The sequence below is a fragment of the Streptomyces sp. W16 genome (assembly GCF_033194735.1).
GTDB lineage: Bacteria > Actinomycetota > Actinomycetes > Streptomycetales > Streptomycetaceae > Streptomyces.
The window spans coordinates 1-26156 of the sequence record NZ_JAWOAI010000026.1; the positions used below are offsets into that span (position 1 = coordinate 1).

Sequence of the window (26156 nt, forward strand, 5' to 3'; positions counted from 1 at the left end):
CCGCGTACGCGCTCGCCCGCGTGGTCGTGGTGGACAACGCCTCCACCGACGGATCGGCGGACGGTCTCCACGATCTGGCCCTGCCGCTGCGTACCATCCGCAACGCGCACAACCGCGGATTCGCGGCGCACGCCGTCCCCGACGCCACCGGCGTCGCCGTCACCTCCGCGGAGCACGCCGTGGCCGTCTTCCGCCACACCCGCGCCGTCGCCGGCGAACTGCGCGCCACACTGACCGCCGCGCTCCGGCCGTACCAGGTGCGCGGGGTGAGCTGGCTGCGAGAGACCGTCGACGCGCACGGCGGCGCGGTGCTCGCCGACGAGATGGGGCTCGGCAAGACGCTGCAGGCCATCGGCTACCTCACCGGGCAAGCCGCGGAGGGGCCCCAACTGGTCGTGTGTCCCACGTCGTTGGTCGGGAACTGGGCACACGAGATCGAGCGGTTCGCCCCCGGCCTGCGGACGACGGTCTGGCGCGGCGGCCCGCTGGAGACACCGGCCGGCGGCACGGTCGTCCTCACCGGCTACCCGACGCTACGCCTCCACGGCCCCGTCCTGACGGAGCATCGATGGACCACCGCGGTGTTCGACGAGGCGCAGGTGCTGAAGAACCCCCGCACCCAGGTGTCGAAAGCCGCGCGGACCATCGCGGCCGACACCCGGATCGCCCTGACCGGAACACCCGTCGAAAACCACCTGGAAGAACTCTGGGCACTGCTCAACCTGGTCGCACCGCACCTGTTCGGGAACAGGACGCAGTTCCGCCGCCGCTTCGTCCGGCCGATCGCGGACGGCTCCGTCGCCGCCGCCGCCCGACTGCGCGGGGTGATCGAACCGGTCGTCCTGATGCGGAAGAAGGCCCAGGTCGCCGGCTCGCTCCCGGCCAAGATCCACGCCGACCTGATCTGCGACCTCACCGAGGAACAGCAGCAGTCGTACGACCGCGTCCTGGAGCAGGTCATCGACGACGGCTTCGGCAGCGGTGCGCAGCGCCGGACCAGGGTGCTGGCGGCCCTGACCGCGCTCAAGCAGGTCTGCAACCATCCGGGCCTGCTCGGCGACGACCTGGACGACCTGGACGAGCTGGCGGGCAGGTCGGGAAAGCTCGACCTGTGCACCGACATCGTGGCCAACAACCTCCAAACAGGCTCGCCCACCCTGATCTTCACGCAGTACGTGCGGACCGGTGAACTGCTGGTGCGGCACTGCGCGGAACAGTTCGGGATCGGGGTGCCGTTCTTCCACGGCGGCCTGGACCAGGAGCAGCGGTCCGACCTCGTCCGCCGGTTTCAGGCCCCCGACGGCCCTCAAGTGATGGTGCTCAGCCTGAAAGCCGGCGGCACCGGGCTCACGCTCACCCGCGCGGCCGACGTCATCCACTTCGACCGCTGGTGGAATCCGGCCGTGGAGGCACAGGCCTCCGACCGGGTCCACCGGATCGGACAGACCCGCACCGTCACCATCACCACACTGACCACGGGGACCACCGTCGAGGAGCACATCGCGGCCATGCACTCGCGTAAGTCCGCGCTCTCCGACATCGCCGACATGTCCGGTGTCGCGGGGCTGGCGCGCCTGGACGACGACCGTCTCATCGAGGTCCTGCGCCGGAAGCGGGACAACTGACCATGCCCGACAGCGATTTCGGATACACGCCGTGGGGCAAGGACTGGGTCCGGCTCGCCGAGCCGCTGCGCCAGACCCGCCCCGATCCGCAACTCCCGCGGGCGCGCAGACTCGCCCGCGACGGGAAGGTCGAGATCACGATCGACGGCCGGACCGTACGGGCCGTCGTCCACCACGGCCGCACCGCCTTCGTGGCGAACATCGAGGTCGCGGCGATGCCCCGGGAGGTGACGGCCGCCATCTCCCGCCGGCTGTCCGGCGTCCGGCCCGTCCTCACCGACGAGCTGTACCGCGCGCTGGCCGACGACGGACACCGGCCCGTACCGCGGGTCGTCGGCATCGACTGCGCCTGCCCGGCCGACGGCCCCCGATGTGTCCATGTGCTGGCCGTCTACTACGAGATGGCGCGCCGCGTCGACGACGACCCCCGGATCGCCCTCGACACCCAGGACTTCTTCCGCGCCTCGTCGCAGGGCGCCGACGTCCCCACCGCCACGACACCGCAGCGCTGGATCGCGCTCAACGCCCTGAAACCGGACGACTACTTCTGAAACCGACTGCTGCTGTCGCTCATGTGCCCCAATTCTGACCGGAGTTGGTCACTTGCGGCGGCTTCGTCACGTAAGTGTTCAATGTCTGTCTATCAAGGGTCATCCCGGGAATCTGCCTCTATATTCTCCCAATCGCAGGATAGTTGTTTTATCCGACTGCTCCGAGGGGGAGACGTGGAACGGTCACGTCTGGAGGCGGCGATCAGCCGTGCTCTGGCCAGCCGGGCGGCGAACCGGCCGTTGGTGGCGGAGATCGACCGACAGTGGGGTCGGTTCAGGGACCGGTTCGAGGAACTGGTCGAAGCGGTAGACAGGTTGGTGGCCGAGTCGACCACCGCGGGCGCGCAGGCCGCCGACCCGGGCCGTGCGCTGCGCATGGTGGAGACATGGCGGCGCCCGCTGGCGGACGGCGGGCCGGACCCGCTCGACCGGCTGGCCCGGCAGGTGGAGTCGACCGGCACCCATCTGGCGGCGGTGCGGACCCGGGTGAACCGGGACACGGTCAACATCGGCGTCGTGGGCCGCACCCGGGCCGGCAAGAGCACCGTCCTCCGGGCGGCCAGCGGCCTCGACGGCACCGTACTGCCGTCGTACCCGGACAACCCGACCACCGCGTCCCGCAGTTGGATCCACCACGACCGGGACCGGGCGGAGGCACGCGTCACTCTGCGGACCTGGGGCGAGTTCGTGGACGAGTACCTGACACCGCTGCACGCCTCGGCGAAACTGACCGGCGGCCCGCCCAGGGATCCGGCCGCGTTCCGTACGTACCCGTATCCCCATGTGGAGAACGAAGGAGCGGCGGCCGACGACCGAAGCGCGGTCGTTGTCCCCTACCTCAAGAAGCTGCTGCAGGCTCAGCGTTCGCTCGACGACTACCTGCCGCTGCTGGAGAAGAACGCGAAGTCCGGCGGCGAACGGGAGCCGCTCGTGGTTCCCCTGGAGGAACTCGCTCCCTACGTCAGCTATCCGGACGGCAAGGACGCCGAGGACAGCATGCCGAGGCTCTATCACGCCGTACGGGACGTCCACATCCACTGCGACTTCCCGCACCTGGACGCCACGGCGATGGTCCTCGTGGACCTGCCCGGCGCGGGCGAGGCGGGCCTCGACGTACAGCGGCACTTCCTGCGCGACCTCACGCACGGAGTGGACTTCCTGCTCCACGTGAAGAGGGGCGCGTCCGACGGGGCCTTCTTCAAGGAGGTCGACTACGCCGACCTGCGGCTCACACAACTCGCCCGCGGTGACGTCCAGATGGCGGACTTCGTCATGGTGGTGGTCAACCCGGACGCCGGGCTGAGCGCCGAATCGGTGCGCAACCTGCGGGTCTCCTCGCGTGAGGCGGCGCGCAACTACCAGATGAGGGCAGTGGAATGTCCCCTGGGCGGCAGCGCCGAGACGGCCGACGCCGCGGTCCGCGAACAGCTCCTGCCCGTCGTGCTCGGCCATCTCGCCGACCGGCTCGCGGAGATGGACCGGGCGACGTTCGACGGCCTCGGACGCCGGATGGACGAAGTCGTGCGAGACATAGTCGGCTTCGCGCAGGATGTCACCGTCGCCTGCGAACAGTGGCGGCTGGGCATCCCCGACGAGGTCGACAGCCTGCAGAGCCTGACGAAGCAGCTGCGCAACCACCTCGCTCAGGATCTCGCCTCGGTGTACGAGGAATACGACGCCATGGTGCACCGTAGGGAGCACATCCCCCAGATCGAGACGGCGGTCGGCGAGGCCGCCGAGCGGGTCCGGTCGTGGGCGCGGACGGGCTTCGACCACGACAACGAGGAAGCCTGGCGGTTCGAGGCCAGGTCCGGCATGTATCAGAGCTGGGGCGAGACGTGGGACCTGTGGTTCAACAGGGCCCGCACCAAACTGGCCCAGGAGTTCGGCGGGGTCGACCTCTCGGTCGACCGTGCCGTGGACCTGCTGTGGCAGCGCGTGGCGGACTCGCTGCGCGGCCACCGAGGCACTCGTACCGGTGGACGACCGGTCGCTGGAGGTGTTGCTGCGGCGCGTCGAACGCCTCCCCGTTCCCATCCTGAGGAAGGCGTTGCAGGACCTGACCGGGCTGCGCAAGGACTACGGCAGCCTGTTCCTGCGGGTCGGCAGCCCCGTCGTGCATCAGGTGCGCCACTCGTTGGGACAGGTGCCGCCGGTCCCCGTCGCCAGTGGCCGGACTCCGGTGGAGGAACCCGTGGGAGGGCCGCCGCGGGCCGACGTGGCACCGGGCACCGACCCGCGGCAGCCGACGAGTCGCGCGAACTGGTTCCAGCCGCCGCCCGAACCGGCCCATCCGCCGCGCCACCAATGGGAACAGTGGGAGCAGGAGGGTTCCGGCAGCACGAACGGAAGCACCGGCACCGCCACTCCCGCCGAGGGCACGGGCAGCTTCGCGGCCGGGGCCACCGCGGGCATGGAGCGGCTGCACCGTGATCTGGTCGCGGCGATCGAGTACGCGGTGAGCGAGCTGGAGCGTCAACTGCACGCAGAGGCACTGTCGATGGGCCGTGTACTGGCTGCCGCCGCCTACCAGTTCTTCGACGCCACGACCGGCACGCCCGGCGTCGAACCCGAGTGGCGGCGTGTGTGCCGCGGTGAGCAACGCACCATCTGGCCCGGCGAGTTCGACGGGGTCAAGGCTTCGTTGTCGGAGTTGGTGAGCCTGCTCCTGAAGCACGCGGACGCGACAAGGAACCGTGGCGCCGAACTGTCCGCGGCCGTCCGCGCACCGATGTCCGGCCGAACTTACGTCCCTGGACGGGCAGGACGGGCTGAACAGGCCGGACAGGACTGACCGTTAAACGGCGCCTCGATGATCCGGCCGGACATCACGGCCTTCGACGACGTTTCTGGGTCTCCGGCTCAAGTCGACTTACGAGGGCTGGAGTTACGAGGATCCCTTCACGCCAGGACCGGTTCGGCGCCGGAGACACACGCCCGGCTCATCGAGACGGACGGCACCACGCTGATCAGGATCTGTCCAGGAGACCTCTACGGCGCCTGACCGCGCCGGCGGAGGATCTCCAGCCGCTGGCCCGCGAAGAACGCCCGGGCGATGCTGCCGCAGATGGCCGGACCGGCGGCGGCGCACTTGGAGCCGTAGTGGACGCCGACGGTGATGGTGACGAGGATGAAGACATAGGCGGCGAGGTCCTTGAGAGCCCCGATCTGGATCCCCCAGCCGATGATGACGATGATCAGCGCGTACAGCAGCATGGTCCACCACCACTGCTCGTAGCCGCGCGCGAAGCGGCGGTCGGGGGCGGGTGCGGTGGAGAGTTCCTGTTCCGCGTCGTCGAGGAGCCGGTTCGCGGTGTGCCACGTGGTCCAGTTGCTCAATGCGACGGCGACCGCACCGCCCGCGCAGGTCCAGGGCCACACCCAGTAGAGGCCGGGGGAGAAGGTGGACAGGGCCGTCGTGGGTACGGCGACCACGGACATGGTCCGCATCGAGACTTCCGCGAGACGGGCTCGCGGGCCCGGGATTCCGCTGACCGTCAGTCGCGCCAGGATTGTCTGGTAGAACTTGGCCGCCACCAGCCCCTGGGACAGCGCGATGACCTTGGCGTACAACTCCAGTCCGGCGGGCAGCGCCTCGGCCTTTCCCGTCACGGTGTCTCCCACGGTCACCAGCGCGGTTTTGGAGACGATGAACCACCACCCGAATGTGGACAGGGCCGAGAAGAACAGCAGATAGCGTTCATTGCGGCCGGATATGTGGGAGTGGCCGTTGTTGCGCAGGTGCAGCCACTGCTGGAACTGTGTCCATGCCTCGCGCGAGGCGGGAGCGATGCGCGCGAGCACGTATTGGTATTCCCCTGGCTGGGCGATGGGTTCCTGGCGCACGAGATCGAAGAAGAATCCCAGATGGTCGCGGAGCGCGTCGAACCGGAAACCGGTGTCGTGAGCCAGTAGCAGGATCCTGTTCTCCGGCCGTTCCTCGATAAAATCTTCGAGCAGGCGTCCCAGGTTGGGGCTGGCGGTCCAGATGCTTTCCGGGGTACGGCCGTCCCGTGGCGGGGCGCCCGCGAGGATCTGCATGAGGATGATGCCGAGAGAGTAGGCGTCGGCCGTGGGGGACGCGTTGCGTTTGTTCTTGATCTCGGGGGCGATGTAGACGGCGTCGTCGTGCTCGGCGATTCCCACCTGCCTGCTGTAGAGGTGGTTGATACCGAGATCGATGAATTTCGCTATGCCTTCGTCGTCGATGATGACGTTGTTGGGCGACAGATCCAGGTGCTGGCACGACGGGTCGGAGACGTCCACGGCCGCCGTGTGAGCCAGTTTGTGCAGGGCCGTGGTGAGCTTGTGGGCGATGTCCTCCGCCATGCCGATCCTGTCGGCCATCGAGGGGCGACCGGCTTCGAACTCCGTGAGCAGTTCACCCAGCGTGCGCCCGTTCTGGAAGGGCATGAGGACCCATTGCCCCGAGGAGGCCTCGGGTTTCACGACCCGCTCGGAGACGGTGCTCCGGCCGTAGCGCTCGGCGTACAGATCCGTCGCTCGCGCGATGGCCGCCAGTTTGTTCCAGGGGAAGAGAACGCATTTGACGGCCAACGGGCTGTAGGAGCCGGCCTCGTTGTCCGGGGTTTTTCTGGTGCCGCGCAGAATGAACGAGGTGGTTCCCGCCTTGTGGTATCGCAGGCTCGCGAAGTCGATCTGGGACCAGAAACCCGACTCCGTGGGCGTGGTCGAAGGATGACCGACCGGGCCGTAGACCAGTTCGATGGCCCGGCCGATTCCCGGGGTGCGGAACATCAATCTGCAGTAGGCGTCGGCCCGCCGCTGTTCCGAGGCATCCGGCGACTTGAAGCGCCGCTCCAGGAGAACGACGTTCAAACAGATCAACGAGACGAACCCGACGGCGGGTGCGGCGGGATGAGACCGGAGTCTCTGACGCGCCGCCTTGCATGAATCCGCGAAACTGCTGCCGGACGACTGCTCGAATTCGTAGTTCGTGATGTGGTCGAGGATGTCGCGGAGAATCGACACGGTGGCGACCGTGAGCTCCAACTCGTCGGTATTCCCCAGCAACTGTTCCGTGGCAGCCTGCGCGTTGCCGCCGGTCAGCTCCGCGAGCAATAAGTCCGTGATGCCGTTTGCCGGCGATGGTGTCACTGTGCCCCCCGTGTCCCTGCCCCACTGAAAGCGTACAGAGGCATTTCGGCGGATGTATAGGCATTGGAGGCCACGCCGAGTGATTGTCAGTGGTGACCAACGCGGGGACAAACAGGCCTTCTCCCGGCTGGAGCGGGCCATGCGGCAGGCGTTCGCGTCGGACGTCAGAGCCAGCCGTTGCGCTTGAAGGTGCGGTACAGGAGGAAGCAGGCGGTGGCGATGACGGCAAGGACGAGGGGATAGCCGAAAGCCCAGCGGAGTTCTGGCATGTGGTCGTAGTTCATGCCGTACACGCCGCACAACATGGTGGGTACGGCGACGATCGCCGCCCAGGAGGTGATCTTGCGAGCGCTCTCGTTCTGGGCCACGGCGACCTGCGCGAGGTGGGCCTGCAGGATGGAATCGAGCAGGGAACCGAAGGAGGTGATCTGCTCGGTGACGCGGGCCAGGTGGTCGGCCACATCCCGGAAGTAGGCCCGTATCTCCGGGTCGACGGAGCGCAGGTGTCTGGTCGAGAGCACCTCCAAGGGGCGGGCGAGAGGGACCACGGCCCGCTTCAACTCAAGCAGTTCACGCTTGAGTTGGTAGCTGCGGCCGGCATCCGCGCTCTGCGAACCCTGCGGGGAGAAGACCTCGGACTCGACCTCGTTGATGTCGTCCTGGATGGCGTCGGTGACGGTCAGGTAGTCGTCGACGACGTGGTCGGCGATGGCATGCAGCACTGCGGACGGGCCCTTGGCCAGCTGTTCGGGGTCTGCTTCCAGTTCTTCGCGCAGGGGGCCGAGGGAACCGTGGCGTCCGTGACGGACGGTGACCACGAAGTCGGGTCCGGTGAAGACCATGATCTCGCCGGTGTCGACGACCTCGCTGGTGGCGGTGAGCTGCTCGTGCTCGACATAGGTGACGGTCTTGAAGACGGCGAACAGAACGTCGTCGTACTGCTCCAACTTGGGTCGCTGATGAGCCTGTACGGCGTCTTCGACGGCCAGCGGGTGCAGCCCGAAGACTCCGGCGACCTGCGCGAACTCCGTCTCGCTCGGTTCGTGCAGGCCCAGCCACACGAAGTCGTGGCCGCGCTTGCGTACTTGCTGGACGGCTTCTTCGACCGTGCTCGTGTCGGGCTGGCGAATGCCGTCGCGATAGATCACGCAGTTGACCACCGCGGAGCCGAGCGGAGAGCGGGCCGGGTGGTTGAGGTCCACGCGGCGGCGCCGCCCGGCCAGGCGGGCCACTTTGCGCAGGTTGCCGACCATCGACATGCGGAACTCTCCTTCACCGGCTTCGGACAGTCTGCCAGGAGGCGGCGAACAGTCCGGCTGACGGCCGGATTGGGCGAATGCCGGTGGATTCGCTCCGCAGACGCTCGGCAGACGCCGCGCTGGGCCACAGCCAGTGCAGTGCTTCCGGCGGAAGACCCGCACATCACAGGGCCAGTCCCCGCTGCGGGGGATCCTCCAGCCTGGGCCTACCATCCATCCACATGACCATGGGCGTCCGCGGCGCGCGGACGTATGCGCCGCTAAGGGGTACTTCTGTGAAATCCGAGAAGCAGAAATGGAGGTCGCGTCTGGGGCTGATCGTCTTGCTGGCAGGGCTGGCCACGTGGTTGGGAGTCATCTGCTACTCCATTGCCACCGAGCCCCCCAAGGGAGCGCCGAACCTCCAGGCGCTTCGGGCGGACGTACAGAAGGCCGTCCACGACGAGGACGGCGACACCCTGCAGAACCTCTTCGACGAGGACACGGTCTCCGACGGCTACGCCGGGAGTTACGTCAAGAAGCTGGGACCGAAGCCGGTGGAACCCCTGCAAGCAGTGGTGAAGCGCCGGTACGGGACATCCTTCGTGGTCGTCAGTGGTACGGCTGGTCAACGCCCACTGTGCACCGCGTGGCAGGTCAAGGAGAAGGACGGCCGGCAGCTGCTCGACGGAGTGGCCCCGGCCTGGAACCTCTGCTCCGACTGATCCCGAGGTGCCGGACCGTCCTGCTCATCGGTCCGGCACCCAGCCTCTGATCGCTCGATGTCAGCCGATCAGTCGTGGATGGTTATGCACGCCTTGCCGTCCGGGTAGTTGGACCAGCTGGCGCATGCCTTGGTGCCGTCCGGGAAACTCTTGTTCACCGTGATCGGCCCCCAGGAGAAGTCCCGTGCCTCACATATCTTGGCGCTGGTCTTCTTCCACCCCGAACCGATCGTGATGGTGGCCTTGCCGCAGTCGTCGGCGTGGTTCTTGGTCAGTGTGGTCTTCACCGTGTCCACGTGCAGCTTGGTGCCCTTGACGTCGATGCACTTCGATCCGTTGCTGCCCGGGTTGCCTGTGCAGCCGGTGGCGGATGCGTAGGCCGGCGGTGAGATGCACAGTGCCGCGACGACACAGAACCCGGCGATGATGGTGCGATGGCGCACGCTTACTCCCCGTTTGTTGTGAGCATGTTGATTCGGTCGGGGAGTGAGGCTAGCCATTGTGGATCTTTCGGGCAAGCCAATTACCTGATCACTGGCCTCAGTTGGGCCGAGCGGTGCGGCTCGCGCAGCCCAACTGGGGTTCCGGCCCGCTCCCGTTGCGCGGCCGGGCCCAACTGGTCAGCAGCCTCTGGGCGTTGAGTGAGATCGGCCCGAGTGAAACTGGTGACCAGGTTGGCTGCGGAACGAGAAGCTCACCTTCGTGGAGTCCCCGCGTGACCGAGCCGACCATCCCGGAGAAGAAGCCCTTCCCGTATGTCGTCGGCGTCATTGCCACCCCGCAGGGCCTGGGCTTCCTCGACACCGGGGCGATCGAGACGCAGACCGGCTACTCGATCTGTTCCGCCTGGCGCACCCCCGGTGAGCTCCGCCCGCTCCCGCGCGCGGTCGCGATCACGGTCGCGCCGGCCACCTTCAACACGGTCAACAAGTGGGCCGCTGGCGGCGGGGCCGACCGCTACCACTGGGAGGAGGCGTTGGAACTACTCGCTGCACATGACGAAGGCGGGGTCCGAAAACCCCGCCCGTCCGCAGCCGCGAACCCTCAGCTCGCTCACGGCCAAACAAGGCAATAAGGCTGATGCCCCGCCTCATGCAGCCGATGGCTGAAGTCCTGCCACTCGTGCAGCAGTTGGTACACATTGAACGCGTCCCGAGGCCCGCCCCGGTCCGGCACCGTCGACCAGATGAACGCCGCCGCGCCCACCGCCTCCTCGCCGATTCCGCGGAGCGGGTCGACGACCGTCATCGGGAGTTTGACGACGGCGTAGTCGGGGTGGAGGACGACCAGTTCCAGCGGGGGCACCTTGTTGAGCGGGACGCCCTCGATGCCGGTGAGGACCATCGCGGCCATCGTCTCCGGCTTGATCTTGGTGAACATGCCGTTCATCCCGAGCTCGTCGCCGCCGAGTTCCTCGGGGCGCATCGAGATCGGGACGCGGGCCGCGGTCGCGCCGTCGGGCGCACCGAAGTATTTGTAGGTCACCCCCACCCGACCACCATTCCTGCTCCCCGCCCGCAACTGATCGATCCGACGTTCGATACGTCGCTCATCCCGATCCGACTCACCCGAACCCGGTCCCAAACCCGAACCCAAACCCGAACCCGGTCCCAAACTCGATCCCGACCCTGAACCCAAGCCGGATCCTGAACCCGATCCCGACCCCAAGCCGGAACCCGGTCCCGATCCCGACCCCAAGCCAGAACCCGACCCCGGCCCCGACCCCGATCCCAAGCCGGACCCCGACCCCGATCCAGGACCACCCTGCCGTGCCTCGGCCTCCTCCGCGTCGCGTCGGTGCTTCCCCCGCCGGGCACGCCGAGGACCCAGATCGTCAGTCCCCTCGCCCAGTCCGCCACCGCGATGCATATCTCCACCCGACTGCTTTTCTAGGACGCGTGGCCCCAGCCGCGCAACCCGATCATCGTGTCAGTGACCTCCCCCACGGCCGCCCGCCGAAACGTGCGCTGAAACACCTGTCCGCAGGATCTGCGCAAGCCCTGTACACCGGCGCCCGCATGAGCTGTGTGTGTCTGTGTGTATCACCTCCCAGTCTCGCAGATGGGTGGGGGCCCGTGCCCGCCGTCCCGCCGCCTACCCTGAGGAGGTAACTGAGGTCCCGGAGTCCGAGAAGTCGGAGAAGTCGCAGGTCATGAGCCAAACGCCCAGCGAAACGCCAAGTGAACCGGCAGGTGTACTGCCCAGCGCACTGCCCTATCCCTACGAAGCACCCGTCTCGCAGGCTCTTTTCGACCGTGCGTCGGTCGTCACACCGGGCGGCGTGAACTCCCCGGTGCGCGCCTTCCGCGCCGTCGGCGGCACGCCCCGGTTCATGGTGTCCGGCAACGGTCCCTATCTGACGGACGCGGACGGGCGCGAGTACGTCGACCTCGTGTGCTCCTGGGGTCCGATGATCCTCGGGCACTCCCAGCCCGATGTGATCGCCGCAGTACAGGACGCCGTCTCGCGCGGGACCTCCTTCGGGACCCCCGGCGAGGGCGAGGTCGCGCTCGCCGAGGAGATCGTCGCCCGGGTCGGGCCCGTGCAGCAGGTGCGGCTCGTCAGCAGCGGTACCGAGGCGACCATGTCCGCGATCCGGCTCGCCCGTGGGTTCACCGGGCGGCCCAAGGTCATCAAGTTCGCCGGGTGTTACCACGGTCACGTCGACGCGCTGCTGGCCGCCGCCGGTTCCGGTGTCGCCACCTTCGCGCTGCCCGACACCCCTGGCGTCACCGGCGCCCAGGCCGGCGACACGATCGTCCTGCCGTACAACGATCTCGAAGCCGTGAACGAGGCCTTCCATCGGCATCCCGGTGAGATTGCTTGCGTTATTACCGAGGCCTCGCCCGGGAATATGGGGGTCGTGCCGCCGACGCCCGGGTTCAACCAGGGGCTCAAGGACGCCTGCTCGAAGAACGGTGCCCTCTTCATCTCCGACGAGGTCATGACCGGGTTCCGGACCAGCAAGGCCGGGTGGTTCGGGATCGACGGGGTCGTGCCCGATCTCATGACCTTCGGGAAGGTGATGGGCGGTGGTTTCCCCGCCGCCGCGTTCGGCGGGCGCGCCGACATCATGGGGCACCTCGCTCCCGCCGGGCCCGTCTACCAGGCCGGCACCCTCTCCGGTAACCCCGTTGCCACCGCCGCCGGTCTCGCCCAGCTGCGGCTCCTCGACGACGCGGCCTACGCCACGATCGACGCCGTATCGACGCAGATCCAGGCGCTCGTCACCGAGGCGCTCAGCAAGGAAGGTGTCGCGCACCGGCTGCAGAACGCCTCCAACATGTTCTCCGTGTTCTTCACCGACCGGAGCGTGCGCAACTACGAGGACGCCAAGGCGCAGGAGTCGTACCGCTTCACCGCGTTCTTCCACTCGATGCTGGCGAGCGGGGTCTATCTGCCTCCCTCGTCCTTCGAGTCCTGGTTCGTTTCCACGGCCCACGACGAACGGGCCATCCAGCGGATCGCCGACGCCCTCCCGGCGGCGGCCCGAGCGGCGGCGGAGGCCACCCGATGAGCAGCAGCGCCACCAGTGACATCACCGTCGTGCACGTGATGCGGCACGGTGAAGTCGCCAACCCCGATGGGGTGTTGTACGGGCGGCTGCCCGGGTATCACCTGTCCGAGCTCGGGCGGCAGATGGCCGACCGGGTCGCCGAGCACCTCTCCTCCCGCGATGTCACGCATGTCGTCGCCTCCCCGCTGGAGCGGGCGCAGGAGACCGCCACGCCGATCGCCAAGGCGCACGGGCTCGACCTCGCGACCGACGGGCGGCTCATCGAGGCCGACAACGTCTTCCAGGGCAAGACCTTCGGGGTCGGCGACGGCGCGCTGAAGAAGCCCGACAACTGGAAGTACCTGGTCAATCCGTTCAAGCCGTCCTGGGGCGAGCCGTATGTCGACCAGGTGGTGCGGATGATGGGGGCGCTGGACGCCGCCAAGGACGTGGCGCGCGGGCACGAGGCGGTGCTGGTCAGTCATCAGCTGCCGATCTGGATCGTGCGGTCCTATGTCGAGCGGCGGCGGCTGTGGCACGACCCGCGCAAGCGGCAGTGCACGCTCGCGTCCCTGACGACCTTCACCTACCGCGGCGACAAGATCGTGTCCGTCGGCTACACCGAGCCGGCCCGTGATCTCGTCCCGGCGCATCTCCTCGCGGGCGCGAAGCCGGTGAAGGGGAAGGACAAGGCGTTCGGCGCCTGAATGTCGTGGATATCACGATCCGGTCACCCGTCAGGGTCAGTTGCTGAGACGGGCCTGTGACATTTGTTTCGGAACCCGGATGGTTCCCGGCGAACTTTCCCGTCCGTCGCGTCCTCTCACAGTTAGACCACAGAGGATGCGACGGATGGGGAAGCAATGCGGAGTCTCACTCGACGGGGAATGCTCGGAGTCGGTGCCGGCGCCGCGGCAGCCGTAGGACTCGCGGGGTGCGGCTCGCTCGGCTCGCAGGGGTCGGACCCCTTCGGCGGCTCCAAGAAGGGCCACTCCGGCGGCCCCAGCAAGTCCATGGAGCCCCGGGCCAAGCCCATCGGTGACGGCTCCACGTCCTTCACCGGCAGCCAGCCCAAGCAGCCCGCGAAGCCGGTGCCGTTGGAGGCCGGGCAGACCCCGCCGCAGTTCGTGATCTTCTCCTGGGACGGCGCGGGCGAGGTCGGCAACGGACTGTTCCCCCGCTTCCTCGACCTCGCCAAGCAGCACGGCGCGAGCATGACCTTCTTCCTCTCCGGCCTGTATCTGCTGCCCGAGTCGAAGAAGCGCCAGTACAACCCGCCGAACAACGCCCGTGGCGCCTCCGACATCGGCTACCTCACCGACGAGCACGTCAAGGCGACCCTGACCAACGTCCGGCGCGCGTGGCTGGAGGGCCACGAGATAGGCACCCACTTCAACGGCCACTTCTGCTCCGGTTACGGCACCGTCGCCAACTGGACGCCCCAGCAGTGGCGCAGCGAGATCGACCAGGCCAAGTCCTTCGTCAAGGAGTGGCGCACCAACACCGGCTGGCACGACCTGCCGGCGCTGCCCTTCGACTACGACAAGGAACTCGTCGGCGGCCGTACGCCCTGTCTCCTGGGCCAGAACCAGCTGCTGCCCACCGCCCGTTCGCTCGGCTGGCGCTACGACGCCTCCTCGCCCGGCGGCCGGCAGGTCTGGCCCGACAAGAAGAACGGCGTGTGGGACTTCCCGCTCCAGGCCGTCCCGTTCCCCGGGCACAGCTTCGAGGTCCTCTCGATGGACTACAACATGCTGGCCAACCAGTCGGTCAACTCCACCAACGCGCCCGCCTACAACTACCCAGGCTGGCGTACCCAGGCCGCGCAGGCCTACATCTCCGGTTTCCAGCGCGCGTACGAGAGCAACCGCGCCCCCTTCTTCATCGGCAACCACTTCGAGCACTGGAACGGCGGCATCTACATGGACGCCGTCGAGCAGGCCTTCAAGCACATAGCCCAGGAGAAGGAGAAGGGCGAGGACGTCCGCATGGTCTCCTTCAAGCAGTTCACCGACTGGATCGACGTGCAGAAGCCCGAGGTGCTCGCCAAGCTGCGCGGCCTCGATGTCGGCCAGGCGCCGGCCGGCGGCTGGAAGTCCTTCCTGGCCGCGAGCCCCAGCAGCTCCTCCAGCGCCACCGGAGACGCCGCCTGAAACGTCGTCTGAAATGCGGTTTTCCGCCCGTCGGGTGCCCTTGAGGGGGGCGCCCAAGATCCCCAGAACGGGCATGCGAAACTTTTCACATGAGTGCCGCCAGTCGCGCCCGTAGCCGCGCCGTCCTGTCGACCGCCGGCGTTGCCGTCGCCGCGTTGGTGCTGTCCGCCTGCAGCTCCGGAGGGACCTCCGGAGGCTCCGGCAACACCAACTTCATCACCGGCTCCGACGGCATCGCGACCGTCAAGAAGGGCGACCGCCAGGCCGCCCCCGACCTGTCCGGCAAGACCATCGACGGCAAGACGCTCGACACCGCCGACTACAAGGGCAAGGTCCTCGTCGTCAACGTGTGGGGCTCCTGGTGCTCCCCGTGCCGCGCCGAGGCGGACAACCTGGTCCAGGTCGCCAAGGCCACCGCGGACAAGGACGTCCAGTTCGTCGGCCTCAACACCCGCGACACCAGCACCGAACCGGCCGTGGCCTTCGAGAAGAAGTACGCCGTCCCCTACCCCAGCCTGTACGACCCGACGGGCAAGCTGATGCTCCGGTTCAAGAAGGGCACCCTCAACCCGCAGGCCATCCCCTCCACGATCGTCATCGACCGGGACGGCAAGATCGCGGCGCGCGCACTCCAGGCACTCAGCGAGGAGAAGCTGCGCGAGATGCTCGACCCGGTCATCGCGGAGAAGTGAGCTGACGTGCTGCTCGCCGCCGCCATCACTGAACCCAACACCACGGTCCGCGACGGGGCTCTGCTGCTGGCGCTGCCCATCGCCGTGCTCGGCGGGCTCGTCTCCTTCTTCTCCCCGTGCGTCCTGCCGCTGGTCCCCGGCTACCTCTCCTACGTCACGGGAGTCACCGGCACCGACCTGGGCGATGCCCGCCGGGGCCGGATGGTGCTGGGTGCTTCCCTGTTCGTGCTCGGATTCACCGCCGTGTTCGTCTCCGGCGGGGCCCTGTTCGGCTACTTCGGGTACACGCTCCAGGAGAACAAGGACGTCCTGACCAAGGTGCTGGGCGTGCTCATGATCCTCATGGGCGTGTTCTTCATGGGGATGATGCCCTGGCTCACCCAGCGCGAGTTCCGCTTCCACAAGCGGCCGGCCGCCGGACTGATCGGGGCGCCCGTCCTCGGCGCGCTGTTCGGGATCGGCTGGACGCCCTGCATCGGGCCCACGCTCGCCTCCGTCATCGCGCTCTCCTCGCAGCAGTCGAGTGCCGGGCGCGGAGCGATACTGACCGTCGCGTACTGTCTCGGCCTGGGTGTCCCCTTCGTCCTCACCGCGGTCGCGTTCCGCAAGGCCCTCGGTGCCTTCGGCTGGGTCAAGCGCCACTACGTCTGGGTGATGCGCGTCGGCGGCACCATGATGATCGTGACCGGCGTGCTGCTGCTCACCGGCGCCTGGGACGCGCTGGTGCAGGACATGCAGAGCTGGTCCGACGGCTTCACTGTAGGGATCTGATCGATGAGCAAGACGACCACCGACTCGTCCGCCGCCGAGGAGCAGGACCTCGGCGCCGCCGGCTCCCAGCTCTCCACGGCCCCCGTCGAGACCGCGATGCCCGGCTCCTTCGGCGGCAACCGCAGGCCCGGCCTGACCGGTTGGCTCGCCTGGACCGGCCGTGAAGTGCTCGGCTGGGCGCGCTGGATGTGGCGGCAACTGACCTCGATGCGGGTCGCGCTGATGCTGCTGTTCCTGCTGTCGCTCGGCGCGGTCCCCGGCTCGCTGATCCCGCAGTCCGGCACCGACGCGCTGAAGGTCTCCGAGTTCCAGGCCGCGCACAAGACGCTCGGGCCGATCTACCAGAAGCTCGGCCTCTTCCACGTCTACGGCTCCGCCTGGTTCGGCGCGATCTACGTCCTCCTCTTCGTCTCCCTCATCGGCTGCATCATCCCGCGCACCTGGCAGTTCGTCGGCCAGCTCCGCGGCCGTCCGCCGGGCGCCCCCAAACGCCTCAACCGCCTTCCCGCCTACGCCACTTGGCGCACCGCCGCCGAACCGGAGCAGGTCCGCGAAGTCGCCCTCACGGTCCTGAAGAAGCGGCGCTTCCGCGCCCACGTCGCCGGGGACGCCGTAGCCGCCGAGAAGGGCTATCTGCGCGAGACCGGCAACCTGCTCTTCCACCTCGCGCTGATCGTGATGCTGATCGCCTTCGCCTGGGGCCAGCTCTTCAAGTCCGAGGGCGACAAGCTGATCGTCGAGGGCGACGGCTTCTCCAACACCCTCACCCAGTACGACGACTTCAAGTCCGGCAACCTCTTCAGCGACGACGACCTCGTCCCCTTCAGCTTCAACCTGAAGAACTTCGTCGGCACCTACGAGCGCACCGGCCCCAACCGCGGCACCCCGCGCACCTTCCAGGCCGACATCAGCTACAGCATCGGCGCCTACGGCAAGGCGGAGAAGCACACCATCAAGGTCAACGAGCCGCTGGAGATCGGCGACTCGAAGGTCTACCTCGTCAGCCACGGCTACGCCCCCGTCGTCACCGTCCGGGACGGCAAGGGCAACGTGGTCTTCCACCAGGCCGTACCGATGCTGCCGATCGACTCCAACGTCACCTCGCAGGGCGCCATCAAGGTCCTCGACGGCTACAAGAACGCCCAGGGCGTCGCCGAACAGCTCGGCTTCGCGGCCGTGTTCGTGCCGACGTACGCCAAGAGCAGCGGCACGATGTTCTCCCAGTACCCCGGTCTCGACTACCCGGTGCTCAACGTCACCGGCTACCACGGCGACCTGGGCGTCAACGCGGGCATCCCGCAGAACGTGTACCAGCTGGAGACCAAGAACCTGAAGCAGTTCAAGGACTCCAAGGGCAACATCCTCAAGCAACAGCTGCTGCCCGGCGAGACGATGACCCTGCCGAACGGCGCCGGGTCGATCACCTTCGACAAGCAGATCAAGGAATGGGCGGGCTTCCAGGTCGTCCAGCAGCCCGGCACCACCTGGGCGCTGGCCGGCGCGCTCACCGCGATCTTCGGTCTGGCCGGCTCCCTGTTCATCCAGCGCCGCCGCGTCTGGGTGCGCGCCACCACCGGCGACGACGGCAGCACCGTCGTCGAGATGGCCGGGCTCGGCCGCAGCGAGTCCGCGAAACTCCCCGAGGAACTCGGCGACCTGGCGGCACTCGTGCACGACCGGGCCCCGACGAAGACCGACGACGAACCCCCCGTACCCCCCGAAGGGGCTGAGCAGCAGTGAATCTCGCCGCCGCCACCAACGAACACCTCGCCAATGTCAGCAACACGCTGATCTACTCCTCGATGGCCGTCTACACCCTGGCCTTCCTGGCGTACATCGCCGAATGGACCTTCGGCAGCCGCAGCAAGATCGGCCGCACGGCCGCCGCGCTGACCGGTGCCGCCGCCGCGAAGAAGGCGGACGCGCCCGCCGTCACCGTGCAGAACGCGGGCGGCACCGCCGTCCTGGAGCGGCCGAAGGTCGTCGTCCGGGCCGCGTCCGGCTCGCGTGACGTGCCGGACGGTCCCGGTGCGCACGGCGGGGACGAACAGGGCGACCTCTACGGCCGTATCGCCGTGTCCCTCACAGTGCTCGCGTTCATCGTCGAGCTGAGCGGTGTTCTCGCCCGCGCGGCCTCGGTGGAGCGGGCGCCCTGGGGCAACATGTACGAGTTCAACATCACCTTCTCCACGGTCGCCGTCGGCGTGTATCTGACGCTGCTGCTGCTCAAGAAGAACGTGCGCTGGCTCGGCCTGTTCCTGGTCACGACGGTCCTCCTCGATCTCGGTATCGCCGTCACTGTCTTGTACACCGCCAGCGACCAGTTGGTTCCCGCCCTCCACTCGTACTGGCTGTACATCCACGTCTCGACGGCGATCATCTGCGGCGCGGTCTTCTACGTGGGCGCGGTGGGCACCCTGCTGTACCTCTTCAAGGACTCGTACGAGAGCAAGCTCGCGAGCGGCGGCAAGCCCGGCGCCTTCGCCACCTCCGTGATGGAGCGGCTGCCCGCCTCGGCGAACCTCGACAAGTTCTCCTACCGCGTCAACGCGGCCGTCTTCCCGCTGTGGACGTTCACGATCATCGCGGGCTCGATCTGGGCCGAGTCGGCCTGGGGCCGCTACTGGGGCTGGGACCCGAAGGAGACCTGGGCGTTCATCACCTGGGTCGCCTACGCCTGCTACCTGCACGCCCGCGCCACGGCCGGCTGGAAGGGCCGCAAGGCCGCCTACCTGGCCCTGATCGCCTTCGGCTGCTGGATCTTCAACTACTACGGCGTCAACATCTTCGTCGGCGGCAAGCACTCCTACGCCGGCGTGTAACTCCCTTACCGCACAGGCCGGTTCCATGTGACGTGAGTCACCGGAACCGGCCTTTGTCGTCCGGACAGGTAGAGGGGTGTGGATACGAATCTGAAGTTGAGGAAACGCATCCGCGCGGGGGACCACGACGCCTTCGGCGAGCTCTTCGACGCGTACGCACGCTCCGTCTACAACCACGCCTTCCGGCTCACGGGCAACTGGGCGCAGGCCGAGGACATCGTGTCGCTGACCTTCCTGGACGCCTGGCGCCTGCGCGGCAAGGTCGACGAGGAAGGCGGTTCGCTACGGCCCTGGCTGCTCGGCATCGCCACCAACGTCACGCGCAACACGCGCCGCGCGACCCGAAGACACACGGCGGCCGTGTCCCGGCTGCCCCGTGACGAGGTCGAGCGCGACTTCGCCGACGAGGTCGCCGCCCGCCTCGACGACGTGGCCGAACTCGCCCTCGTACGCACCGCGTTGGCCACCCTGCGCCGCGCCGAGCGCGAGGTGCTGGCCCTGTGCGTGTGGTCAGGGCTCGACTACCAGGCGGCGGCCGAGGCGCTCGGGGTGCCGGTGGGGACGGTACGGTCGCGGCTCTCGCGGGCGCGCGCAAAGCTCGCGAAACATCTCAAAAGTACGGAACTCCCCGCGCGGAACGGACAGATGAAAGGTGACCGCGACAGTGCGGTCGGGCCCCCGAGGGAGGGACAACGATGAATCAACTCCCGGAACTTCCCGAGAGAGACCTTCCGCCGGGCCGTCACCGACTCCTCAAGGAGCATCTGATGACCGAGATCCGGCACGAGACCACACCCGTCCACGAGGAGGCGACCGCCCCCGGGCGGAGCAAGTGGCTGCGGCCCGCGATCGCCGCGGCAGCCATCGCCACCGCCGCAGCCGTCGCCTTCGTGGTTCTGCCGTCGTCCGGCTCCGCCCCGGCGCACGCGCAACCGCCGAGCAGGTCCACGGTCCAGCTCCTCGAAGACATCGCGCTGGCGGCCGAGCACGAGAAGTCCTATGGCACGGTCCGCGACGACCAGTTCGTGTACGTGGACAGCAAGGTGTCGTACATGCACACCGGGGAGGGAATGAAGACGAAGATCGATCCGCTCCACCGGCAGGAGGTGTGGATGTCGGTGGACGGCCTGCACACCGGCATGGTGCGGGAGGCGGGCGTGGGGGCGCACTCCATCCCGGTCGACGTGAAGCCGGGCAAGGCAGGCTGGGACGTCTCGTCCTTCTACAACCACGTGAAGACGCTGCCGACCGACGCCGACGCGATGTACGACTACCTGGCCAAAACCGCCCCCAAGTACAGCGGCCAGGAGAAGAACCAGGCCATGTTCGTGCTTGTAGGCGATCTCCTGAGCAATTCCATCGTGCCGCCGGAGCAGAGCGCCGCGCTCTTCCGGGCCGTGGCCAGGATTCCCGGCATCACGACCGTCGAGCACGCGGTGGACGCCGCCGGGCGGCCCGGTGTCGCCATCGCCCGCACCGACCCCGACAACCCGCTCCGGGACGAGTGGATCTTCGACGCGAAGACCCACGAGTTCCTCGGCGAGCGCGAGGTGGCCACCAAGGACAACGGAGACGTGAAGAAGGGCACGGTCACCGCGAACACCGCCGTCCTGCGCCGGGCGATCGTCGACAAGGCGGGCGAGCGCCCGTAGCAACGAGCGCCCGCGAAAGGGTGGTTGCGCCGGTCGGGTACGAGGTGGTCAGTCGACGGTGATCGAGTCCAGCTTCTCCCGCAGATACACATGCGAGTCGACGGCCTCGTACGCCACCCGCCCGACCGGCGCGGGCACGGACTCCACGAGCGTGCCCGGGGTGCACTCGCCGAAGTAGACCAGCGACATCAGCTCCTCGGCGGGCGCGTCGGCGGGCGGCGGCAGCACCCGGTGCCGCCCCGACCGCCACCGGTCCCCGGTCCAACGGGCCATCAGATCCCCGATGTTGATGGTGAACGCCTCCGCGTCGAACGGCGCGTCCTCCCACCCGCCCTCGTCGGTGAAGACCTGCAGGCCGCCCTTCCCGGCCTGCCGGTCGAGGATGGTCACCGTCCCGAAGTCGGTGTGCGGCCCGATCCGGAACTGCCCCGGCTCCGGCTCCCCGACGACCTCCACCCCCGGATACCAGTTGATGTTGAACCCGTACGTCGGATGGTCCATGTGCCGGGAGAAGAAGTCGGGTTCGAGCCCGAGGGCCGTGCCGAGCAGCGACAGCAACTGCTTCTCCAGCTCGCCCATCCGGTCGAGGTACTCCTCGCACAGCTCCTGGAGCCCGGGGATCTCGGTCGGCCACACATTGGGCGCGTACCACTCGGCGTTGATCACCGGGTCCTCGAACGGCCGGTGCGTCGCGAAGGTCAGCGACTCCTTCAGATCCGGCGGCGTCTCGGTCCCCTCCGAGTACCCGTTGGCCTCGGCGCCCGGCCCGAGCCAGCCGCGCCCGCCGACCTTGGCGGAGTACGGCTCCTTGAGGCCGACCGGCAGCGCGAAGAAGGCACGCGCGGCCTCCCGGATCCGGGACCGCAGCGCCGGGTCGACCCCATGCCCGGTGACCAGCAGAAACCCGGCCGTCCGGAGGGCGCTGTCGACGGTACGGGCGATGTCCTCGCGGGTCTCCTCGTCTCCGGTAAGCCAGGGACGCAGATCGATCGTCGGGATGCGAGGGGTTGGAGTGGCCACTGAGAACCTCCAGGAGCGTCCCGGCTTCGGGCCGGGGGAGCGAATGCCTGCTGAGCAGGATAGGAAGGGCGATTTGGCCTCAGGACGAAGTGCTGTCTGTCTCGGCGGCAGCGCGCTCGCCCTCCAGGCGGTACACGATTTCGGAATTGAGGGACCTGCGGGCGGACTTCGCCTCGGCGACCAGCCACGTGTGGAGGTCGGTAGGCAGTCTGAGGGTGATGCGTGCTTCGTTGTCCATGCCGCACAGCGTAGTGGTAAAGTGGTGTCATGACGACACCGCAACGAGGGCTGGAGGCCGGGCATGCGCGGCACACCTACCGCCTGCGCGTGTCGACGACCGCTCAGGCTGCGTTGCTGGCGGAGTGGGACCGATACCGATGGATCTGGAACGAGTGCGTGGCACGGTCCAAGAAGGCCTACGCCGACGGCGAGAAGTGCGGACCAGCACGTCTGGACAAGATGCTGACTGAGACCCGAGCCTCCACTCGGTGGTTGGCAGAGGGTTCTTCTGTGCCGCAACAACAGGTCATTCGTGACTTCGGCAAATCCCGAGCGAAGGCGCTCAAAGACATCAAGGACCGGTTGCCCATCAAGCAGCGGGCCGGGATGCCGAAGTGCAAGAGGAAGCGCGAGGCGCCGCCGACGTTGAACTACACCCGGCGTGGGTTTCGGCTTGAGGGCGGCCGACTGCATGTCGCAGGTGGGATCGAGTTGACGGTGGTGTGGTCGCGGGCCCTGCCGGCCAACCCGTCCAGTGTGCGTGTGTATCGCGACAGCATCGGCCATTGGTATGCATCGTTCGTGGTGCCTGCAGAGGTGCAGCCGCTTCCCGCCACCGGCGCTGTTATTGGTGTCGACTGGGGGGTGAAGGACACCGCAACAACCACCAGTGACGCGCACGATCTTCCACACGCCGAATACGGCTGGAAAGCCAAAGCGGAGTTGACCAAGTACGACCGGACAATGGCCCGCCGCAGGCGCCCGAAGGGACAAGCGGCTTCCAAGGGCTACCGCGAGGCCAGGAAACTGCACGTGAAAACGCACCAGAAAATCGCGCGACGGCGGCAGGATGCTGGTCGTAAATGGGCCAAGAAAGTCATTCGCGATCATGACGTGATCGCGGTGGAGGACTTCAAGGCGAAGTTCCTCGCCAAGAGTTCGATGGCGCGGAAGGCAGCCGATGCCGCGATCGGTGCCACGAAGAAGGCCCTGCTGGAGATGGGGCGCAAACATGGGCGGGACGTACGACTGGTACATCCCGCGTACAGCACCATGGACTGCGGAAGGTGCGGAGCGAGAGCCAAGCACGCGCTGCCGTTGCCGGAACGCACTTACACCTGCACCGCGTGCGGGCTCGTGTCCCCCAGGGACAAGAACTCTGCGCACGTGATGCTCGTCCGGGCTGGTCTGGCCCCGGCTGGTGTCGAAGGCGTAAGACCTCGTGGAGCGCCGCTCCAGGAGGCTGCCTGAGCCAGGAATCCCCTCCCTCCGGAGAGGGGAGCAGTCAACGATGTCCTCGTTCCACACCACTGCCGATGTCCTCGTTCCAGAGTGCCGGGTTGTTCTTGATGAAGTCGCGCATCAGCGAGGTGCACTCGGGATCGTCGAGGAGGACGATCTCCACACCGTGCTCGGCCAGCCAGTCGTGCCCGCCGTGGAAGGTGGCGGCCTCACCGACCACGACCCGCGAAATCCCGAACTGGCGGACCAGCCCCGAGCAGTACCAGCACGGCGAGAGGGTCGTGACCATGGTCGTCCCGCGATACGACCGCTGCCGTCCCGCGGCCCGGAAGGCGGCCGTTTCCGCGTGCATCGAGGGGTCGTCGTCCTGGACGCGCCGGTTGTGGCCGCGCCCCAGCAGGGTGCCGTCGGCGCCGTAGAGCGCGGCGCCGATCGGGATGCCGCCCTCGCCGAGCCCGGCGCGGGCCTCCTCGACGGCGGTGGCGAGCCAGGCGCTCGCCCGTGCCTGATCCAAAGGCTTCATGTCCTCACTCTCCAGTGGGCGAAACACGAGGGCAACGTGCGGAAAGTACTCTCCCCGCAACCCTTAACCGGACGAACTGTCCGCGCCTCTGGAGGTTCCCGTGCCCGCACTCACCCTCCGTGAGGTCCTGGCCCTCGACCCGGTCCGCGCCGCCGAGCCCGAACTCCTGGCCGGCGAGGCCGCTCTGGACCGCCCCGTGCGCTGGGTCCACTCCAGCGAGGTCTACGAGGGCGCGAACTTCCTCGACGGCGGCGAACTCCTCCTCACCAACGGCTTCGGCCTCACCGACACCTCCGCCGAGACCCGCCGCCGCTACGTCCGCGAACTCGCCGCCCGGGGCGCCTCCGGCCTGGCGGTGGAGATCGGCCGCTCCCTCCCGACGATGCCGCCGGAGGTCACCGACGAGGCCCGCCGCCTGGGCCTTCCCCTCCTGGCCCTCCACCGGGTCGTCCCCTTCGTACGGATCACCGAGGCCGCCAACCGGGCGATCGTCGCCCGGGGCCTGTCCGGCCGCTCCGTCGTACGACCGTGGGGCGACGACCACACCGCCGCCCTGCTGGCCGACCTCGCGGACCAGGCCGCGCTGAACCAGCCGGAGGTCGAGGCGCGGGCCGCACTCGCGGGCTTCCACCCCGGACCGGGCGCCCGCCTGATCGGGGTCTCGGTGCACGGCGCGCACGAGGTGACGGCCGTGGACCGGGCGGTACGGCTGCTGGGCGGGGCGGGCGTGCTGCGGGCGGCGTTCCCGGGTGACGTACTGGCGCTGCTGGCCCTGCCCGGCTCGGTCTCCGGCGACCCGATACGCACTGTCCAGGAGGCCTTCCGCACGGCCGCCGATCCCGGGCTGACCGTCGCGGTCGGGCACGTGGTCGAGGCGGCCAGCGGCTGGCTGCGCTGGAGCGACACGCTACGGGCGGCCCGTACGACGCTGGAACTCGCCCTGACCGTCCCGGCCGCCGAACCCGCCGCGCCGGAAGGCCCGTTGGTGACATCGGCGCGGGCGCTGGCGCTGGAACGGGAGCTGACGCGGGGCGGTGTCGACGCGAACCGCGACCGCCTGGCACGGCTCGTGCAGCACGCGCTGGGCCCGCTGCTGGCGTGGGAGGCGGCCCATCCCAGCGACCTGGTACGGACGTTGGAGGTACACCTGCGGCACGGCTGCTCGCCCACCCGGACGGCGGCCCTGCTGCACATCGGCCGCCAGTCGCTCTACCAACGTCTGGAACGCATCGAGTCGTTGCTCGGCCTGGAGATCGACGACCCCGACCTGCTGGGGGAGTTGCTGGCGGCGGTGTGCGCGCATCGGGTGGTGCGGGGGATGGGGGCGGCTCAGGTGCGGGGGCTGCGGACCGTGGCCTAGACGGTGCTGGGGCGCAGGGTGACTTGGCTGGGCCCGTTGAAGGGGGCGTAGCAGGTCACCGTCGGCGGGGTGCGCAGGATGTCGTCCTCGGCGAACAACTTCCGTACGGCGTCGAAGGAGACCTCGCCGCTGACGACCGGTGCGACACGGTCGTAGAAGAGGCGTGACGGCTCCGGCAACGGCTCCCCGGGCTTGCCCTCGTCCTCGCTCCAGACGTCCCAGAGCAGGGTCTCGACCTTGTTGAGGGCGGCGAGGTCGAGGCGGATGTTGCCGGCGACGAACCGCTCGCCCCAGAACGGCCCCTCCTCCGGCGGATGCAGTCCGAAGGTCGCCGGGTCTGCGCCACCTGCTCGGATGGCCTGCCAGGCCTCGCCCGCGACGAGGAAGCGGTCGCGGGGTACGTCCATCGGGTCGAAGTCGATGTTCCAGTGGTCCGTGACGACGGGGTCGGTGAGCTGGGCGTCGGCGAGGAGCCAGCCGCGGTCGTCGTGCCAGTACTCGGTGACGACGTGATCGCTGTGGAAGCGGTCGGAGCTGCTCTCGCTGAAGTAGTCGGCGAAGCCGGAGCGGGTGCGGGCCGGGATGCCCAGGTGGCGCAGGAACGAGCAGTGCAGCAGCGAGAAGTCCCGGCAGGTCCCGACGAACCGGTCGCCGACCTCGCGTCGTCGGGTGAGCGGGGCGTCGTTCCGGTCGACGAGGATGCGGAGGATGTCGTCGATGTAGCGGGTCTCGGCGTCGTTGTGCAGGCGGTCGGTGGGGTGGACGTGGTCGTAGAAGCCGGCTTCCAGGCGGTGCACGACCAAGTCGCGGGTGATACGGGCGAGTTGGGCCGGGTCGCGGGGGAGACCGTCGTAGCGGTGGGCGAGGGCACCGGGGTCGGAGTACGTGCTCTGGGCGGCGTAGAAAGTGCGGAAGTCGAGGGGCATGACACCGCACCGTGTCAAAATTC

Annotated in this window: 24 protein-coding genes and 1 pseudogene; 17 read left to right on the top strand and 8 right to left on the bottom strand. The window is 68.3% G+C overall.

The genetic code is table 11. The features are described from left to right. From R6V09_RS05720 to R6V09_RS05735, 4 genes are all read left to right on the top strand, one after another. A partial coding sequence (locus R6V09_RS05720) for a DEAD/DEAH box helicase (RefSeq protein ID WP_317880221.1) occupies nucleotides 1-1625 on the top strand: 1625 nt, incomplete at its 5' end. A 2-nt stretch (nucleotides 1626-1627) separates the two neighbouring features. Beyond that, nucleotides 1628-2176 (top strand): SWIM zinc finger family protein, encoded by a 549-nt coding sequence (locus tag R6V09_RS05725; RefSeq protein WP_317880222.1) that lies wholly within the window; start codon nucleotides 1628-1630, stop codon nucleotides 2174-2176. 174 nt (nucleotides 2177-2350) lie between these two features. Further along, nucleotides 2351-4609, top strand: coding sequence for a hypothetical protein (locus R6V09_RS05730; RefSeq protein WP_317880223.1), 2259 nt, complete (start codon nucleotides 2351-2353; stop codon nucleotides 4607-4609). Next, entirely contained in the window at nucleotides 4590-4970 is a 381-nt protein-coding gene (locus R6V09_RS05735) for a hypothetical protein (protein WP_317880224.1), read from the top strand. Before R6V09_RS05730 ends, R6V09_RS05735 begins: the two co-directional genes overlap by 20 nt. Before the next feature lie 197 nt (nucleotides 4971-5167). Here the strand turns inward: R6V09_RS05735 and R6V09_RS05740 are convergent, their stop codons facing one another. Beyond that, a complete protein-coding gene (locus R6V09_RS05740) occupies nucleotides 5168-7294 on the bottom strand; it encodes a protein kinase domain-containing protein (RefSeq protein ID WP_317880225.1) in 2127 nt (708 codons plus the stop codon). 164 nt (nucleotides 7295-7458) lie between these two features. Continuing rightward, nucleotides 7459-8553 carry a magnesium/cobalt transporter CorA gene (gene corA / locus R6V09_RS05745; protein ID WP_317880226.1) on the bottom strand — a complete coding sequence of 365 codons (1095 nt, stop codon included), beginning with the start codon at nucleotides 8551-8553 and terminating at the stop codon, nucleotides 7459-7461. A gap of 275 nt (nucleotides 8554-8828) precedes the next feature. On the opposite strand from corA, the gene R6V09_RS05750 reads away from it, so the two are divergent. Next, nucleotides 8829-9257, top strand: coding sequence for a hypothetical protein (locus R6V09_RS05750; protein WP_317880227.1), 429 nt, complete (start codon nucleotides 8829-8831; stop codon nucleotides 9255-9257). Nucleotides 9258-9325: 68 nt separating this feature from the next. Here the strand turns inward: R6V09_RS05750 and R6V09_RS05755 are convergent, their stop codons facing one another. Next, nucleotides 9326-9700, bottom strand: a complete 375-nt coding sequence (locus R6V09_RS05755; protein ID WP_317880228.1) for a hypothetical protein — start codon at nucleotides 9698-9700, stop codon at nucleotides 9326-9328. Nucleotides 9701-9972: 272 nt separating this feature from the next. Between R6V09_RS05755 and R6V09_RS54540 the strand changes: the two are divergent. Then, nucleotides 9973-10200: pseudogene (locus R6V09_RS54540) on the top strand (flavoprotein); the annotation flags it as partial. Between the two features lie 110 nt (nucleotides 10201-10310). Here R6V09_RS54540 and R6V09_RS05765 read toward each other — a convergent pair. Beyond that, nucleotides 10311-10748, bottom strand: a complete 438-nt coding sequence (locus R6V09_RS05765; RefSeq protein WP_019061278.1) for a hypothetical protein — start codon at nucleotides 10746-10748, stop codon at nucleotides 10311-10313. Between the two features lie 661 nt (nucleotides 10749-11409). On the opposite strand from R6V09_RS05765, the gene hemL reads away from it, so the two are divergent. The 9 genes from hemL to R6V09_RS05810 all read left to right on the top strand — a co-directional run bounded on the left by hemL (nucleotide 11410) and on the right by R6V09_RS05810 (nucleotide 20843). Next, nucleotides 11410-12774, top strand: a complete 1365-nt coding sequence (gene hemL / locus R6V09_RS05770; RefSeq protein WP_317880230.1) for a glutamate-1-semialdehyde 2,1-aminomutase — start codon at nucleotides 11410-11412, stop codon at nucleotides 12772-12774. Next, the gene (locus tag R6V09_RS05775; protein ID WP_317880231.1) at nucleotides 12771-13460 is read left to right on the top strand and encodes a histidine phosphatase family protein; all 690 of its coding nucleotides are present in this window, start codon (nucleotides 12771-12773) and stop codon (nucleotides 13458-13460) included. Before hemL ends, R6V09_RS05775 begins: the two co-directional genes overlap by 4 nt. Before the next feature lie 156 nt (nucleotides 13461-13616). Then, nucleotides 13617-14906, top strand: coding sequence for a hypothetical protein (locus R6V09_RS05780; RefSeq protein ID WP_317880232.1), 1290 nt, complete (start codon nucleotides 13617-13619; stop codon nucleotides 14904-14906). 89 nt (nucleotides 14907-14995) lie between these two features. Beyond that, nucleotides 14996-15598 carry a TlpA family protein disulfide reductase gene (locus R6V09_RS05785; protein WP_200715143.1) on the top strand — a complete coding sequence of 201 codons (603 nt, stop codon included), beginning with the start codon at nucleotides 14996-14998 and terminating at the stop codon, nucleotides 15596-15598. 9 nt (nucleotides 15599-15607) lie between these two features. Continuing rightward, complete coding sequence (locus R6V09_RS05790) at nucleotides 15608-16369, top strand: cytochrome c biogenesis CcdA family protein (RefSeq protein ID WP_317880251.1); 762 nt, start codon at nucleotides 15608-15610, stop codon at nucleotides 16367-16369. Nucleotides 16370-16372: 3 nt separating this feature from the next. Further along, nucleotides 16373-18109 carry a cytochrome c biogenesis protein ResB gene (resB, locus tag R6V09_RS05795; RefSeq protein ID WP_317880233.1) on the top strand — a complete coding sequence of 579 codons (1737 nt, stop codon included), beginning with the start codon at nucleotides 16373-16375 and terminating at the stop codon, nucleotides 18107-18109. Continuing rightward, a complete protein-coding gene (gene ccsB, locus R6V09_RS05800) occupies nucleotides 18106-19191 on the top strand; it encodes a c-type cytochrome biogenesis protein CcsB (RefSeq protein ID WP_317880234.1) in 1086 nt (361 codons plus the stop codon). The genes resB and ccsB overlap by 4 nt, the downstream gene beginning before the upstream one ends. Nucleotides 19192-19287: 96 nt before the next feature. Beyond that, nucleotides 19288-19890, top strand: a complete 603-nt coding sequence (locus tag R6V09_RS05805; RefSeq protein WP_317880252.1) for an RNA polymerase sigma factor — start codon at nucleotides 19288-19290, stop codon at nucleotides 19888-19890. Then, entirely contained in the window at nucleotides 19887-20843 is a 957-nt protein-coding gene (locus R6V09_RS05810; protein WP_317880235.1) for a CU044_5270 family protein, read from the top strand. Before R6V09_RS05805 ends, R6V09_RS05810 begins: the two co-directional genes overlap by 4 nt. 48 nt (nucleotides 20844-20891) lie before the next feature. On the opposite strand, the gene R6V09_RS05815 is transcribed toward R6V09_RS05810, so the two are convergent. Next, entirely contained in the window at nucleotides 20892-21863 is a 972-nt protein-coding gene (locus tag R6V09_RS05815) for an isopenicillin N synthase family dioxygenase (RefSeq protein WP_317880236.1), read from the bottom strand. Between the two features lie 79 nt (nucleotides 21864-21942). Then, nucleotides 21943-22101: an Arc family DNA-binding protein gene (locus R6V09_RS05820; protein ID WP_317880237.1), complete on the bottom strand. Its 159-nt coding sequence runs from the start codon at nucleotides 22099-22101 to the stop codon at nucleotides 21943-21945. Nucleotides 22102-22130: 29 nt separating this feature from the next. Here R6V09_RS05820 and R6V09_RS05825 point away from each other — a divergent pair, with 29 nt between their 5' ends. Then, nucleotides 22131-23333, top strand: coding sequence for an RNA-guided endonuclease InsQ/TnpB family protein (locus R6V09_RS05825; protein WP_317880238.1), 1203 nt, complete (start codon nucleotides 22131-22133; stop codon nucleotides 23331-23333). A 34-nt stretch (nucleotides 23334-23367) separates the two neighbouring features. Here R6V09_RS05825 and R6V09_RS05830 read toward each other — a convergent pair whose 3' ends face one another. Continuing rightward, complete coding sequence (locus R6V09_RS05830) at nucleotides 23368-23847, bottom strand: nucleoside deaminase (RefSeq protein ID WP_317880239.1); 480 nt, start codon at nucleotides 23845-23847, stop codon at nucleotides 23368-23370. Nucleotides 23848-23947: 100 nt separating this feature from the next. Here R6V09_RS05830 and R6V09_RS05835 point away from each other — a divergent pair, with 100 nt between their 5' ends. Then, entirely contained in the window at nucleotides 23948-25207 is a 1260-nt protein-coding gene (locus R6V09_RS05835; RefSeq protein ID WP_317880240.1) for a PucR family transcriptional regulator, read from the top strand. On the opposite strand, the gene R6V09_RS05840 is transcribed toward R6V09_RS05835, so the two are convergent. Next, nucleotides 25204-26133, bottom strand: a complete 930-nt coding sequence (locus tag R6V09_RS05840) for a transglutaminase-like domain-containing protein (protein WP_317880241.1) — start codon at nucleotides 26131-26133, stop codon at nucleotides 25204-25206. The two genes, R6V09_RS05835 and R6V09_RS05840, sit on opposite strands and share 4 nt — an antisense overlap. Nucleotides 26134-26156 lie beyond the last annotated feature (23 nt).

Bases quoted from the DNA above. Each gene is read 5' to 3' on its own strand.
- R6V09_RS05725 (WP_317880222.1), top strand. From the start codon at position 1,628: ATGCCCGACAGCGATTTCGGATACACGCCGTGGGGCAAGGACTGGGTC.
- R6V09_RS05735 (WP_317880224.1), top strand. From the start codon at position 4,590: ATGGAGCGGCTGCACCGTGATCTGGTCGCGGCGATCGAGTACGCGGTG.
- corA (WP_317880226.1), bottom strand. From the start codon at position 8,553: ATGTCGATGGTCGGCAACCTGCGCAAAGTGGCCCGCCTGGCCGGGCGG.
- hemL (WP_317880230.1), top strand. From the start codon at position 11,410: ATGAGCCAAACGCCCAGCGAAACGCCAAGTGAACCGGCAGGTGTACTG.
- R6V09_RS05775 (WP_317880231.1), top strand. From the start codon at position 12,771: ATGAGCAGCAGCGCCACCAGTGACATCACCGTCGTGCACGTGATGCGG.
- R6V09_RS05780 (WP_317880232.1), top strand. From the start codon at position 13,617: ATGCGGAGTCTCACTCGACGGGGAATGCTCGGAGTCGGTGCCGGCGCC.
- R6V09_RS05785 (WP_200715143.1), top strand. From the start codon at position 14,996: ATGAGTGCCGCCAGTCGCGCCCGTAGCCGCGCCGTCCTGTCGACCGCC.
- resB (WP_317880233.1), top strand. From the start codon at position 16,373: ATGAGCAAGACGACCACCGACTCGTCCGCCGCCGAGGAGCAGGACCTC.
- R6V09_RS05810 (WP_317880235.1), top strand. From the start codon at position 19,887: ATGAATCAACTCCCGGAACTTCCCGAGAGAGACCTTCCGCCGGGCCGT.
- R6V09_RS05820 (WP_317880237.1), bottom strand. From the start codon at position 22,101: ATGGACAACGAAGCACGCATCACCCTCAGACTGCCTACCGACCTCCAC.
- R6V09_RS05825 (WP_317880238.1), top strand. From the start codon at position 22,131: ATGACGACACCGCAACGAGGGCTGGAGGCCGGGCATGCGCGGCACACC.
- R6V09_RS05830 (WP_317880239.1), bottom strand. From the start codon at position 23,847: ATGAAGCCTTTGGATCAGGCACGGGCGAGCGCCTGGCTCGCCACCGCC.
- R6V09_RS05840 (WP_317880241.1), bottom strand. From the start codon at position 26,133: ATGCCCCTCGACTTCCGCACTTTCTACGCCGCCCAGAGCACGTACTCC.